General features: G+C 43.4%; 12 protein-coding genes and 1 other RNA gene. 11 read left to right on the top strand and 2 right to left on the bottom strand.

Translation table 11 applies throughout. The features are described from left to right. The first annotated feature begins 12 nt into the window (after positions 1–12). The 9 genes from rpoD (at position 13) to rodA (ending at position 9882) form a co-directional block, all read left to right on the top strand. Positions 13–1785 (top strand): RNA polymerase sigma factor RpoD, encoded by a 1773-nt coding sequence (gene rpoD, locus HRI96_RS06495; RefSeq protein WP_210116595.1) that lies wholly within the window; start codon positions 13–15, stop codon positions 1783–1785. Between the two features lie 122 nt (positions 1786–1907). Further along, a complete protein-coding gene (locus HRI96_RS06490) occupies positions 1908–2837 on the top strand; it encodes a zinc ribbon domain-containing protein (RefSeq protein WP_210116594.1) in 930 nt (309 codons plus the stop codon). 48 nt (positions 2838–2885) lie between these two features. Continuing rightward, positions 2886–3271: RNase P RNA component class A (rnpB, locus tag HRI96_RS06485), an RNA gene on the top strand. Between the two features lie 24 nt (positions 3272–3295). Next, positions 3296–4255 carry a tetratricopeptide repeat protein gene (locus tag HRI96_RS06480; RefSeq protein WP_210116593.1) on the top strand — a complete coding sequence of 320 codons (960 nt, stop codon included), beginning with the start codon at positions 3296–3298 and terminating at the stop codon, positions 4253–4255. A gap of 12 nt (positions 4256–4267) precedes the next feature. Continuing rightward, on the top strand, positions 4268–5302 hold the full coding sequence (locus HRI96_RS06475; protein ID WP_210116592.1) for a rod shape-determining protein: 1035 nt from the start codon (positions 4268–4270) through the stop codon (positions 5300–5302). Positions 5303–5313: 11 nt separating this feature from the next. Next, entirely contained in the window at positions 5314–6180 is an 867-nt protein-coding gene (mreC, locus tag HRI96_RS06470) for a rod shape-determining protein MreC (RefSeq protein WP_210116591.1), read from the top strand. A 2-nt stretch (positions 6181–6182) separates the two neighbouring features. Next, a complete protein-coding gene (gene mreD, locus HRI96_RS06465; RefSeq protein WP_210116590.1) occupies positions 6183–6689 on the top strand; it encodes a rod shape-determining protein MreD in 507 nt (168 codons plus the stop codon). Then, positions 6686–8545, top strand: a complete 1860-nt coding sequence (gene mrdA, locus HRI96_RS06460; protein ID WP_210116589.1) for a penicillin-binding protein 2 — start codon at positions 6686–6688, stop codon at positions 8543–8545. Before mreD ends, mrdA begins: the two co-directional genes overlap by 4 nt. 17 nt (positions 8546–8562) lie before the next feature. Beyond that, on the top strand, positions 8563–9882 hold the full coding sequence (gene rodA, locus HRI96_RS06455) for a rod shape-determining protein RodA (protein ID WP_210116588.1): 1320 nt from the start codon (positions 8563–8565) through the stop codon (positions 9880–9882). Position 9883: 1 nt separating this feature from the next. Here the strand turns inward: rodA and sufU are convergent, their stop codons facing one another. Together sufU and HRI96_RS06445 are read right to left on the bottom strand one after the other, a co-directional pair. After that, on the bottom strand, positions 9884–10354 hold the full coding sequence (sufU, locus tag HRI96_RS06450) for a Fe-S cluster assembly sulfur transfer protein SufU (protein WP_210116587.1): 471 nt from the start codon (positions 10352–10354) through the stop codon (positions 9884–9886). Then, positions 10344–11570 (bottom strand): aminotransferase class V-fold PLP-dependent enzyme, encoded by a 1227-nt coding sequence (locus tag HRI96_RS06445; protein WP_210116586.1) that lies wholly within the window; start codon positions 11568–11570, stop codon positions 10344–10346. Before HRI96_RS06445 ends, sufU begins: the two co-directional genes overlap by 11 nt. A 374-nt stretch (positions 11571–11944) precedes the next feature. Here HRI96_RS06445 and HRI96_RS06440 point away from each other — a divergent pair, with 374 nt between their 5' ends. Next, positions 11945–12760, top strand: coding sequence for a TrmB family transcriptional regulator (locus tag HRI96_RS06440; protein ID WP_210116585.1), 816 nt, complete (start codon positions 11945–11947; stop codon positions 12758–12760). A 57-nt stretch (positions 12761–12817) separates the two neighbouring features. Then, complete coding sequence (locus HRI96_RS06435; RefSeq protein ID WP_210116584.1) at positions 12818–13687, top strand: hypothetical protein; 870 nt, start codon at positions 12818–12820, stop codon at positions 13685–13687. The last annotated feature ends 1 nt before the right edge of the window (position 13688 follow it).

The following is a 13688-nucleotide window of genomic DNA, read 5'->3' as shown; positions in this document are numbered from 1 at the left end:
TAAGGAAGGCAGATGGATCAAGAACTAGAGTTGGAACCGGAAATAGTAAAATTATTGGATTATACAAAAGAAAAAAAACTTATTTCATGGGACGAGATCACTGAAATTCTTGGACGAGAGTATGTTGATTCTCCCAAAATGGAAACGGTTTTAAGGATTTTAACTGAAAACAACGTAAGAGTATTTGAAGAAGACGCCGAACTCGATGAAGAAGATGACGACGAGGACGTTGCGGTTGACGAAGAGGCTGAAAAACTTAACGAAACTTCCGAAAAACGCCGCCTTGTCAACAGCGATAAGGATACGAGCGTTGACGATCCCATAAGGCTTTATCTGCGCGAAATCGGAAAAGAAAATCTTTTGACGGCCGAACAGGAAGTGATGCTTTCAAAACAGATGGAAGCCGGAGAAAACATAATAAAGGACGTTATAAAGAATTCCGGCGCTCTCATACCCGAATTTTTTACCATCGCGCAAAAGGCTTTTACGCGCATAGATCCGCAGGAACCCGGCCGCCCCAGAAAAGAGGTAAACGAGATAATGGCCGAAAAACGCCGCCTGAAAAGTTTTTACAGCGTATATCTGGAACCGCTTTATCCGGACATGAAGCAATACATACAGCTTAAACGGCAGCTTTTCGAAAGCGAGCAGTCCGGCAGGATTTTTGACGACGAGCGGCTCAAGGCGCTCCGCGAAAAGATTTTCCCCGAACTGAAAAAGATCGACATTCAGTCCGAAGAAATCGAACTCATAAGCGGAAAATTCATAGACGCGACTATGAAAATTTCGGATTTCAGACATAAGCAGGAAAAAAAGATGCGGGAACTGCGTATTTCCAGCACGGCGGAACTTCGCAGTTTGGGACGCAAGATCGCAATAAAATTTGAAGCGGCTAAAATCGAAGAAGAGCTCGGCATGACAGCCGACGAAATACGTGAAATTTATACACAGATCCAAAAGATCGACCGCAAACTGAGCCGTCTTGAGTACGAGTTTGAAAATAATGTTACTGAAATCCTTGCCATGTCAAAAGAAATAGAGCGCGGACGCATAATGATGGAAAAGGCTAAAAACCGTCTTATAAACGCTAATCTTCGATTGGTGGTTTCGATAGCAAAAAAATATACTAATCGCGGTTTACAGTTTTTCGATCTGGTGCAGGAAGGCAACATAGGACTTATAAAAGCCGTAGAAAAATTTGAATACAGCAAGGGATTTAAATTTTCTACGTACGCGACATGGTGGATACGTCAGGCCATAACAAGGAGTATTTCCGATCAGGCGCGTACCATACGGGTTCCGGTTCATATGATTGAACAGATAAACAAGGTTGTTCGCGAATCGCGCCAGCTTATGCAGAAACTCGGGAGAGAACCTTCGGATGAAGAGATTGCGCAGCAGTTGGGATGGCATGTTTCAAAAGTAAAACAGGTCAAAAACGTCGCCCGTGAACCTATTTCTCTTGAAACCCCTATCGGAGAAGAAGAAGATTCCCTTTTGGGAGACTTCATCGAAGATAAGGAAGTAGAAAATCCGTCCGTCCAAACGGCTTACACTTTGCTTAGGGAACAGCTTCACAACGTTTTAGGAACCCTTCCGTCCCGCGAACACGAAGTTCTGAAGATGCGTTTCGGCCTTGACGACGGTTATTCTTTGACGCTTGAAGAAGTGGGCTTGTGCTTTAATGTTACGCGTGAAAGGATTCGCCAAATAGAAGCTAAGGCGCTGCGCAGGCTGCGCCATCCAAGGCGCGCAAGCGGTTTGCGTGATTTTATGGAAATGTGACGGGATTCGCCGCAGTGTGTGCCGCGGCCGGATTTCCCCCGGCCGTCTTAGCTCCTAGACAGAAATGCCGATTTGGTATATATTGCGGCATTAGAATATTTTAGGCCAGAGGTTTTGTTCATATGGTAATGACAGAGGTTTTTGAAAAATTAAAATCCTTGCAGGATATTTTAGTTAAAAGATATGAAATTGAAAAAAAGATCGAAGAAGCGCCGAAACAGCTTGGGGCGCAGGAAGAATTGCTCTCTCGCCTGAAAAAAGAATACATTGAAAAAAACACGAAATATGAAGAAGTACGCAGCAAAGTCTTAGGCCTTAAAACCGAACTTGAAGACGCCGAAAAACAGAGGGAAGCCGGCGAAGCGGGAATGGACAATATTACGACCCACCGCGAATACGAAGCACTGGACAAACAGATTACGGAAGCCAATGCAAAAGAACAGGAAATAAGAAAGGAACTTTCCGTTCAGGAAAAAGAGCTTTCCGTTTTGCAGGAAAATCTGAAATCCGATGAAGAAATGATCTCTTCGTCTGAAAACGATCTGAACACCAGCAAGGCCGCTCTTGATAACGAGCTTACGTCATTTAAAGACGAACTGTCGGTGCTTAAAAAGCAGGAAGGCGAAATAACGCCCGGCATAGACCAGGAGATTGTCTACAAATTCCAGCGCATAATCCAGCGTGATAATAAGGGAATCGTCGCCGTAAAAAACGGAGTTTGCGAAGGCTGCCACATGATTTTGCCCGCTCAGTTTGCGAATGAAGTACGCGAAGGGGAAAAGATCCTGTTTTGTCCTTACTGCAGCAGAATTTTGTACTATCAGGAATCGGAAAACGAAGGAATGGACAATTACTTTGTCATGAGCGAAGCGGGGAGCCTTGCCGATTTGGACGACGTTCTTGACGAAGATGAAAACGAGGACGACGAAGATATTATTGCCGATTCCGACGACATTGAAAACGACGATGAAATGCTCGAAGACGATGAAGCCGACGACGAGCCGCTTGACGATGAAGACGAAGAAGATCTTGAAGAGGATGAAAACGACTGAGATTCAAGAATTTCTCTTTTGAACCGCGTTTTTGAAAGTGTTTATTGACAGAAAGGATATGATCGTTTGACCGGGATTTTATGATATTTTTCGGTCAAAAGGAAAGTCCGGGCTCCGCCGGAAAAGATGCCGGGTAATAACCGGGCGGCCGACGATTTTTTCGCCGGCTGACAGAAAGTACCACAGAAAACATACCGCGTATGAGTTTTCGTACGTAAGGGTGAAAAGGCGAGGTAAGAGCTCACCGTGTTTCCGGTAACGGAAACGACAGGGAAACCTCATTTGGAGCAAGGCCGAATAGGCAGTTATGTTTTCCGGACAATTACGCTGCGGGTAGGCTGCTAAAAACACGGAGCGATCCGTGTTTCAGATAGATGATCATGCCGGCCGGAATTACGGCCGGAACAGAACCCGGCTTATATCCTTTCTGTTTTTATTTTTTATGGTACTATTTGGGTATGTTTTCGAATACAAATGTTAAAAACGGCGTTATCAAAAGAAAAAGCAAATTTCTTCTGTATTTTGTTATTCTGGCGGTCGTTTTATCGCTCGTATTCATAAGCGTTTTTGCCCTTATCCGCCGTTTTAATTCCCCCGAACACAATAAATTTTCAGTTTCGTATATTTATCAAAAATGGTCGGAACACGATTACAAGACCGTATATGAAACTTGCGAGCAGCTTTTACAAAAACAGCCTTATAATAATGCGGCTTTAACATTTAAAGGCTATGCGGGATTCTATTTGGCGGTAAGTCAAACCGACTCGGCCGACGCCCGCGACTACTTGGATGCAGCCATTTTTGACATGAGGACGGCTCTTCAGTCCGCAAAAAAATCTTTAATTCCTCAGTTAGACTATATGCTCGGTAAAACGTATTTTTATAAAAATACGCTTTCGTCATATTATTACTATTCGGACCTTGTCATAAATTATCTTTCTCAGGCAAAGGAACTCGGCTACAGGGCGGACGACATTTACGAGTATTTAGGGCTAAGCTACGCTTCTTTGGGAATGACGTCCGAAAGCATTTCTTCTTTTACGGAAGCTTTGCTTGTGCGGGAGTCCGGCTCCCTGTTGCTTTCGATTGCCGAACAATACCGTAAGGCGGGACAAAATTCAGCAGCCAAACAGTATTTGTACAGGGTTATCAAAGAAGAAGACGACGAAAACCTTGTTGTCAAAGGCCGTATATTATTGGGGCAAATACTCACCGAAGAAGGCGATCTTGCGGCGGCGCAAAATGAATTTCAAACAATTTTAGAAAAAAACATAAATTCAGCTGACGCATATTACGGTCTTGGTGTAATATATGAGAAACAAGGCGATTTGATAAGGGCAAGGGCTGAATGGCGCAAGGCTCTGCGCGCGCAGATAAATCACCCTGAAGCTTTAAAAAAAATATCGGATTATAAATAAAGGTGGTGGAGAATGTTTTTTGACCGGTTTTCGACTGACATTGGTATAGATTTGGGAACTTGCAACACGCTCATATATGTCAAAGGACGCGGGATCGTTATCGATGAGCCGTCGGTTATAGCGGTAGAAAAAGGGACAAAACGCGTAGTTGCGGTAGGAGCTGAAGCAAAGCGCATGTTGTGGAAAACGCCCAGCAACATTACGGCCATACGGCCTTTGGCGGACGGCGTTATAGCCGACATAGACAGCACGGAAAAGATGATAAAGTATTTTATCAACAAGATCATGCCGCGTCACAAATTTATCAAATCCATGCGCATGAAGATAGGAATACCTTCCTGCATTACCGAAGTAGAAAGACGCGCCGTAATCGAAGCGGCCTTTAAAGCGGGCGCAAAGGAAGTAGGCGTAATTGAAGAATCGCTTGCGGCCGCAATAGGCGCTAAAATTCCCATCTACGAACCTGCAGGACATATGGTCTGCGACATAGGCGGAGGCACTACGGAAGTAAGCGTAATATCATTGGGTGGAATGGTTATAACTTCTTCCATACGCGTCGGCGGTGATAAATTTGACGAAGCCATCGTTAAGCACATAAGAAACGTTCATAACCTTATCATAGGACAGCACACGTCGGAGCGCCTTAAAATCGAAATAGGAAACGCTTCTCCTGATACCGACAATGAAAAGATGGAAATCAAAGGCACGGACGCGGTTACCGGGCTTCCGAGGCCTCTCGAAATAGACAGCGTTGAAGTGCGGGAAGCTCTTAAAGAACCTGTGGACAGGATAATCGAAGAGATTAAAAATTCTTTGGGACATACGCCGCCTGAGCTGGCTGCGGACATCGTAGAACGCGGTATAGTTATGACCGGCGGCGGTTCCATGTTAAAAGGACTTCCGAAACTTATTTCACGGGTTACCGGTGTTCCTGTGATATTGGTTGAAAAACCCCTCGACTGTGTAGCCATGGGAGCAGGTGAATCGTTTGAGATTTTCAAAGACATGACCGGAGGACGCTCCGCCTATGACAATCTGAACGAATAGGGCGTTCGCCTATGTCTAAAAAAAAGAATTTTTTATTCAACATAGATTTTTCGGAATTTTTATTTATCGTTTTTTTTCTTTTTTCGGGCGTGATGCTTGCATTCAGTTCCCAAAGTTTTGTTTTAAATTTCAATAAAATAGGTTTTACCGTTTTGTCTACGATTCAAAAAGGCGTTTACAGCGTAGTTTCGGGAATAGAAAACAGCGTAAACGCCGTAAAAGAAGTTTCAAGGTTGAAAGCGGATTATAATGTTCTCACGGAAAAACTTAAAGATTTTGAAGCTATGCAGCGTTCAAATGCAGAGATACGCAAAGAAAACGAACGCCTTCGCGCTCTGCTTGACTTTTCCGAATCTCTGGAACAAAAAAATATTCCCGCCCACATCATAGGCCGCGACATAGACGGTCTGTACGCATCGATGACAATAAACAAGGGCAGCGTTCACGGAATAAGAAAGAACCTTCCCGTTATTGCGATACAAAACGGTAATCCGGGCATCGTAGGAAAGATAACAAGCGTGGGGCGGTACACAAGCCAGCTTATGCCCGTTTATGACGTAAAATGCGCCGTATCCGCGCGCATTCAAAATACGCGGGACATAGGTCTTGCTACAGGGCAGGGAACATTTTCGAGTCCTCTCAAATTACAATACATACGAAAAAGAGTTTTGGAAGATCTTCATTACGGGGACATAGTAGTCACTTCAGGAGAAAACGATAACTATATCGGAAATATTCCCATAGGAACCATATCAAAGATTACGGTGATAGATTATGATTCTTCGCTGAATATAGATCTTAATCCCGCAATAGATTTTATGAGGCTTGAAGACGTTCTCGTAATAGACCTGACGATGGCGAAGGATAAAAAGGACTGAAAATGGTTAAGTATATTTGCATTTTATTGTCGATATTGCTGGGCTTCGCCGTTTTCGAATCTGCGATACTGTCCAATATCTTATTTTTACCTGCGATTCCCGATTTTCTTTTGCTTTGCGTCTTGTACTGTTCTTTTTCTTACGGGCGCAGATTGGGAGAAATCGCCGGTTTTTTTTCGGGAATTATAACAGATTTTTTGAGTGGCTGCCCGTTCGGTCTGAACGCGCTTCTTAGGACAATGCTCGGATATACGAGCGGCTTTTTTTCAAAAACTTTCAGTACGGCAGGCGTTCTGATGCCCGCTCTGATTGCAGCCTGCGGTACGGTTTATAAAATGTTTTTACTGTGGTTTATCTCGCTTTTTTACCGCAGTGTAAGCACGTACAATCCGTTTTCTTTTTTATTTTTGACCGAATTAGCCCTGAATGTTTTTTTTGCTCCGATAGTTTTTAAATTTATGTCCGTATTTGATCCATTGTATTCTAAAGAACAGAGGCTGCCGTTATGACCGAAGGTGCTATAGGACGGCAAACGCAGGAAAAAAAGCTTCACGTTTTTGTGCTTTTGAGCATCATCGTCTTAACTTTTATAATATATTTTTCGCGTTTGTTTTCTTTACAGGTAATCGAGGGCGAAACCTACCGGACCAGGTCAAGAACCATTTCAAGCCAGGTAAATACTTTGTCGGCGCATCGCGGTGAAATTTTCGACAGGAATTTTACATCCCCGTTTGTAACGAATACGGATTCATTTGCCGTAAATATTACGCCGGCGGAAATTCCTATAGACCTTTACGATACTGTGACGGCGAGGCTTTCTCACTATCTTGGCATTCCTAAAAGCGAAATAGACCGCCGCATCCCCTCAAATATGAGGCGCTCTTTTACTTCCGTCGAAATACGCTCCAACGTATCGTTTAATATAATTACGAACATAGCGGAAAACATTACGGACTTACCCGGCGTTTCGTGGGTTTCAAAACCTATGCGCAACTATATCTACACGGGCTCTCTTTCTCATGTCATAGGCTACGTAGGAAACATAACAAAGGAAGAAATGACCGTCATGTACAACAAGGGCTATAAACCGAACAGCATAGTCGGCAAGACCGGAATTGAAAGACAGTACGACGATCTTCTTCAAGGCGTGCCGGGGCGTGAAATGAAAACCGTAGATGTGCGCGGAAGGATCCTTTCCGACGAGCCTGTGATCGAACCTCCGCAAATGGGTAAGAATCTTGTTCTTACTATAGACAGAACAATACAGACGCTTGCGGAAAAGGCCTTGGGTAACCGTGTGGGAGCCGCCATTGTGTTAAAAGCCGATACGGGCGAAATTTTGGCGATGGTTTCCTATCCATATTTTGATTCCAATATTTTTAACACTGAAAATTCCAACGCGGAATATGTAAAGCTCATGCAAAACGATAACAACCCCTTGCTGAACAGGGCAGTGAACGCGACATATCCGCCTGCTTCTACTTTTAAAGTCATAATGTCTGCGGCCTTGCTTTCGGAAGGAACTTTTCCTGAAGATAAAAAGATAGAATGTAAGGGAAAGATGTCTTACGGCGGGCGCGTTTTTCACTGTTGGCAGCACGAACCCGGACACGGTCATCTAGATCTGCGCGAAGCTCTTGCCCAGTCTTGCGATATTTATTATTGGACTGTGGGGCGGGATTTTTTAGGAGTGGACAGTATTTCTTATTATGCAAAGGAATTCGGGTTGGGGCAGGACACTAAGATCGATCTGCCCAGCAGGGCGAACGGTTTTATTCCTTCCGCGCAATGGAAAGAAAGGCGCTATCATGAAAAATGGGTGGGCGGAGATACTATGGCTATTTCGATAGGTCAGGGCTATACACTTGTGACGCCGCTTCAGCTTGCAAACATGATGGCTATGGTAGCAAACAAAGGAACAATATATCAGCCGCATCTTTTAAAAGAAATACGAAATCCCGTAAACGGAGAAGTCATTTCGGAAGTCAATCCTAAAGTCCTTTTTCACTCGGATTCCATACCCGAAGAAGTGTGGAAAAAAGTTCAGGACGATCTGCGGTACACGATCACGGACGGTTCCGGAAAATATCCCATGGCAAATAAGGTTGTGCAAATAGCCGGCAAAACCGGTACGGCCGAAGTTTCGGACGTTAAAAAGGAAAACTGGCACTCTTGGCTTGTAGCTTACGCGCCTTATGACAAACCCGCAGAGGAGCGTATCGTCGTTGTTGTGCTTGTCGAAGCGGTTAACGCTTGGGAATGGTGGGCGCCTTATGCGACAAACATAATTTTCCAGGGAATTTTTGCAAATCAAAGTTACGATGAAGCCGTTGACGCTCTGGGATTCAGGGCTTTGATCAAATAAAAAATGAAAGTGCTTATATGAAAATAAATTTTTTTGTTTTTTTCGATTACATTCTTTTTTTCTGCGTGCTTGTTCTCAGTTGTTTGGGAATATCTTTTATCTATTCTTCAGGAGTAAATTCCGACGGGATATCCGTTTCTACCGAGTACATAAGGCAGATCGTATGGGTTTCGATCGGCATAGTATTGCTTTTTTTGTTTTCCATATATGATTTCAGAAAGATCCGGCGTTTTTTAAATTGGATAGCCGGCGCTATGATCGTAATCCTTGTGTATACCAAATTTTTCGGAAGATATGTAAACGGCGCGCGCAGCTGGATAGGAATAGCCAATCTCGGCGTTCAGCCGTCGGAATTTTGCAAAATAGTTTACATCTTATTTCTTGCAGAGTATTTTGAAAAAAGCGTCCGTGAAAGTCCCGGAAAAAGATTTATAACGGCTTTATGCATAATGCTTTTGCCAATGACGTTGATCCTCTTGCAGCCGGATCTGGGAACGGCCTCCGTGTTCATACCGATATTTATAGTAATGTGTTTTGTTGCGGGCGTGCCTTTGAAATATATTTTACTGGTTGTGCTGACCGGCGGCCTGACGATACTGTTTACGATTATTCCCGTATGGCAGAGTGAAATTGCGCATCGCACGTATAAAATTGTTTCCATTTTGACTTTTAGAAAGTACAGAATCTTAGTGATCGCGGCTTCGGCGGCGATCGCGCTGATCGGAGCTATCGGAAAGATAATTTTTAAAAATAATAAATACTATTATTGGATAGCGTTTTTTTTCGGAATACTTACCGTGTCGCTCATCACTTCTTACGGATTGGGGAAGGTATTAAAGACTTATCAGCTGAAAAGGCTTATAGTTTATATCGATCCGTCCAGCGATCCATTGGGATCAGGCTGGAATATTATTCAGTCCAAGATAGCGATAGGTTCTGGCGGCCCCCGCGGCAGGGGATTTTTAAATGGAACGCAGAGCCATTACAGGTTTTTGCCTCAGCAGAGCACGGACTTTATTTTCAGCATCTTATCCGAAGAATTCGGTTTTATAGGCGGATCGTTTGTTTTCATTTTATATCTTACAATTCTCGTAAGAATAATGTTCATAATGATAAACACAAAAAACACCTTCGGCTACTATATTGCCTCGGGAATTTTAGGGATGTTTTTTTTCCATTTTGTTGTAAACGTGGGCATGGTTATGGGAATAATGCCTATAACCGGAATTCCTCTGCTGTTTTTGTCTTACGGCGGGTCTTCTCTTTTGACGGCAATGATCTGCGTAGGCTTGCTTATAAGCGTAAACTTGAGAAAACTTGATCTTATGGAAACGTAATTTACTGTTTGGCGCAGCAAGAGGGGTTCGCCGCCGAATTACAGCAACCTTCGCAGCCGAACATCTCTTTCATAGTTCTCCAGCCAAGCATTGCGCACTTTACGCGGGCAGGCATCTTTGCTATGTCCTGAAGTGACGCCGCTTCCTGGAGTTCTTCAATTTCCTGTTGCGTTACGGAGCCTTTTATCATGCGCATGAATATGTCTACAAGATGAAGAGCTTCTTCTTTTGTTTTTCCTATCACAAGATCTAGCATTATGTCTACCGACGCCTGAGATATTGCGCAGCCGGATCCTGAAAAACTTCCGTCTTTTATAATATCGTTTTCGATTTTAAGACTTAGCGTTATATTGTCGCCGCAGCTGGGATTTACTCCGTGCAGCGTTAATGTGGGAAGATCCATTTGCGCTTTGTGAGCAGGATTAAGATTATGTTCGTTCAGTATTTCTCTGTATAATTCTTTAGTTTCCATAACCCATCCATTTTCGCACATTTTTTAGTTTTTCTATAAAGACGGCGACTTCGTCTTCCGTATTATAAAAATACAGACTGGCTCTTGCGCTCGAAGGAATTCCCAAATACTCTCCGAGCGGCTGTGCACAATGATGACCGGCTCTTACGGCGATTTTTTCGGTATCAAGCACGGTTGCGATGTCGTGCGGATGAACGCCTTCAACTGTGAATGTGATTATTCCGCAGTGCTTGTCTGCGTCAGGATGTCCTATTATGCGCACATGAGGGATATTTTTTATGCCTTCAAGCATGATGGCTGAAAGGTAGTTATCGTGTTCTGCGATTTTTTCAATCCCGATATTGCGGACATAGTCTATTGCGGCGGCGAGTCCTACGGCGCCTGCAGCGTTTACGGTTCCGGCTTCAAATTTTTGGGGGATTTCTGCGAACGTGGCTTCCTGCCGCGTAACATATTCGATCATTTCGCCGCCGCGTAAAAAAGGCGTCATGTTTTCAAGAAGTTCCTTTTTTCCGTATAAGACGCCGGTTCCCATAGGCCCTGTTATTTTATGCCCGCTGAAAGCAAAAAAGTCGGCGTCCAAGTCTCGAACATCAACCTTTATATGCGGTACGGACTGTGCACCGTCTACAACTATTACAGCCCCGTTTTTGTGAGCGATCCGGGCGATCTGTTTTACAGGATTCGTGATTCCCAATACGTTGCTTACCTGAGTTATAGCAACTATCTTTGTTTTACGGCAGATCTTAGATTCTATTTCATCAGGATCGATTATACCGTTTTCTTTATTGCATTCTATATAAACGAGTTTTGCGCCCTTCGCTTTGCAAACCATTTGCCACGGAAGAATATTGCTGTGGTGTTCCATCACGGAAACGACAATTTCATCACCGGCGTTTACGTTGGCCATGCCGTAGCTGTAGGCGACAAGATTTAGTGATTCCGTGGCGTTACGGGTAAAAATTATTTCCTCGTCGCCTTTTGCATTTATAAATTCCGCAATTGTGTGCCTGGCGTTTTCATATGCCTCTGTCGCTCTTACGCTAAGAGCGTAAAGGCCTCTTAAAGGATTTGCATTGTTTATTTCGTAGAAATTTTTCAAGGCTTCAATAACTTGAACGGGGCGCTGCGCAGTCGCCGCATTGTCGAAGTAAATCAATCCTTCGTTTTGTTTATTTGAAAAAAAAGGAAAATCCTTTCGGTAAATGTTATTCATATTTCGTTATTAAAGATACATTTTTTGCCGTAAAAAAGCAACTTATGGCGCAACAGCTAAGGCGAGAGTTTACGGCGAACGGTTTACGGCATGACAACTTACGTTGCGACAACATATGGCGTAGTTTATGTTGCGACAACTTACGGCGACGGTCGCACATATTTATTCAAGTAAAAATCTGACTTGAAAGTAACACTTTACAACTGAATGTGATTGACATATAATATTATGAAAGGAGGATAGTAGTTACTAAAGGTAGCTATGCCTTTGCGTGGCGTGGCGCCGAAATCTGTTTTTATAACAGGTATTGCATAACTTCTAAAAACCGTTCATAGTATTTTTCGCGAAATTCAAATCGCAGGAAAGTTTTACGAATGACGGATGAAATGGTTTTTTTGCTTAAAAATTTCGGATTTACCGAATCAGAAAGCAGAGTCTATGTTGCATTATTGGAGAGCGGTTCGTGTACAGGATACGAGGCAAGCAAAATTTCTGCGGTGCCGCGGTCTAAAGTATACGGAGTTCTTGAATCTTTAGTGCAAAAGGGAGCTGTTGTTTTAGCAAGACGTAATAAGAAGCTTTTTTACAATGCGCAGCCGGTTTCCGAAGTGTCCGATGTCATTAAAAAGAAAGTGACGGAAAATCTGAACAAGCTACAAAAAGCTGCGGAAAAAATCGGAGAACCCGAGTCGAATGAAGATATTTGGAATTTATATTCGATGGATGCGATAAAAATTAAAATGCATAAAATGCTGAACGATGCGGCTCAGGAAATTTGCATTCAGATTTGGGCCGACGAGTTGGATGCGTGCATTGAAGATTGTCTTGTTAAAAAGCAAAAAGAGTTGGGCAAGGTACTTGTCGTATTATACGATCTGTCGGGAAAGTATGAAACAAAAATAAAGAATGTGTACAAGCACGGTTTCGAGCAGGAAAAACTCGACGAACTGGGGAACCGTTGGCTTGTCGTAACGGTTGACGGAAAAGAAACTTTATCCGCGAGTATTAAAGACAACGGAAAAGTTGACGCTACTTATACGAAAAACAGCCGTATGGTGTTTTTTGCAAAAGAGTATACGCTCCATGATGCCTACAGTCTTAAAATGATCAATCACTTAAAACGACAGATTACGACGGAATTCGGAGAAGATATGAAAGCGCTTCGCAATGTGTTCTCTTTTTCAAATTAAGGCGGAACGCAATTAAGTATAAGCACATGATTCCGCCGATTCTTCAGGAGGCATTATATGCTTGTTACGATTATTCTTGCGTTGGTTGCCGTTGTAAACGGAATTTTCGTGGTGTATTTTGTGCGTGATTTGATTGCGCACAAAGGCGAATTTATGAAAGAACCGGGCAATCCGATTGCCATGGCGATTTCTTCTTTCGTTATTTTTCTTTTGTCTACCTTCGGAATTTCCGATTTTGCGATCGGTTCCGCCCTATATCCGAAAATTAAGTGGGTCGATGCGAAAAAACTTCCCGGTACGCTGAATACCGAATGCGTCGTTCCCGTCGCAGTTATGGCGCTCTGTTATATTTCAACCATCAATGTCGGAATGGCAACATTGATTATCGCAATCGTCTGTCAGGTAATCGGCGCTTATGTAAGCCCGCGCTTTGTCGTAAAACTTCCGGCAAACATTATAAAACGCTTTATTTCCGTAGGACTTTTAATTGCGGCAGCTCTTATCCTCGCAAACAAATTCAACATTTATCCTTCGGGAGGAGATGCGACTGCTCTTGTCGGTTGGAAATTGATTCTTTTTGCCGTATTGTGTTTAATTTACGGCGCGCTGAACAATATCGGTATCGGCTCTTATGCTTTGACAATGGCAACCGTATATGCGCTCGGATTAAACCCTGGAGTAACGTTCCCGATCATGATGGGCGCTTGTACTTTTTCCGTTCCCGTCGGTTCGATACAGTTTATTAAACTCGATTCGTACAGCAGAAAAATTACGTTCTTTACTTCCACGCTCGGCGTACTCGGCGTACTTGTCGCTGTCTTTGTCGTAAAGAGCCTTAACACGTCGGCTTTGCAGTGGGTTGTCGCGGCCGTTATCATTTACAGCGCGATCACCATGCTTTTAAGTTCACGCAAAACGCAAGGGTAAT

Origin of the sequence: Treponema parvum (assembly GCF_017893945.1) — a bacterium.
Lineage (GTDB): Bacteria > Spirochaetota > Spirochaetia > Treponematales > Treponemataceae > Treponema_D > Treponema_D parvum_A.
Note: the sequence above shows the minus strand (reverse complement) of the source record. Positions and strands in the feature narration are given on the sequence as shown.

Coding starts and splice junctions, on each gene's coding strand:
- HRI96_RS06435 (WP_210116584.1), top strand. CDS start 12,818: ATGCTTGTTACGATTATTCTTGCGTTGGTTGCCGTTGTAAACGGAATT.
- HRI96_RS06480 (WP_210116593.1), top strand. CDS start 3,296: ATGTTTTCGAATACAAATGTTAAAAACGGCGTTATCAAAAGAAAAAGC.
- mreC (WP_210116591.1), top strand. CDS start 5,314: ATGTCTAAAAAAAAGAATTTTTTATTCAACATAGATTTTTCGGAATTT.
- mreD (WP_210116590.1), top strand. CDS start 6,183: ATGGTTAAGTATATTTGCATTTTATTGTCGATATTGCTGGGCTTCGCC.
- HRI96_RS06475 (WP_210116592.1), top strand. CDS start 4,268: ATGTTTTTTGACCGGTTTTCGACTGACATTGGTATAGATTTGGGAACT.
- mrdA (WP_210116589.1), top strand. CDS start 6,686: ATGACCGAAGGTGCTATAGGACGGCAAACGCAGGAAAAAAAGCTTCAC.
- rpoD (WP_210116595.1), top strand. CDS start 13: ATGGATCAAGAACTAGAGTTGGAACCGGAAATAGTAAAATTATTGGAT.
- rodA (WP_210116588.1), top strand. CDS start 8,563: ATGAAAATAAATTTTTTTGTTTTTTTCGATTACATTCTTTTTTTCTGC.
- HRI96_RS06440 (WP_210116585.1), top strand. CDS start 11,945: ATGACGGATGAAATGGTTTTTTTGCTTAAAAATTTCGGATTTACCGAA.
- HRI96_RS06445 (WP_210116586.1), bottom strand. CDS start 11,570: ATGAATAACATTTACCGAAAGGATTTTCCTTTTTTTTCAAATAAACAA.
- HRI96_RS06490 (WP_210116594.1), top strand. CDS start 1,908: ATGGTAATGACAGAGGTTTTTGAAAAATTAAAATCCTTGCAGGATATT.
- sufU (WP_210116587.1), bottom strand. CDS start 10,354: ATGGAAACTAAAGAATTATACAGAGAAATACTGAACGAACATAATCTT.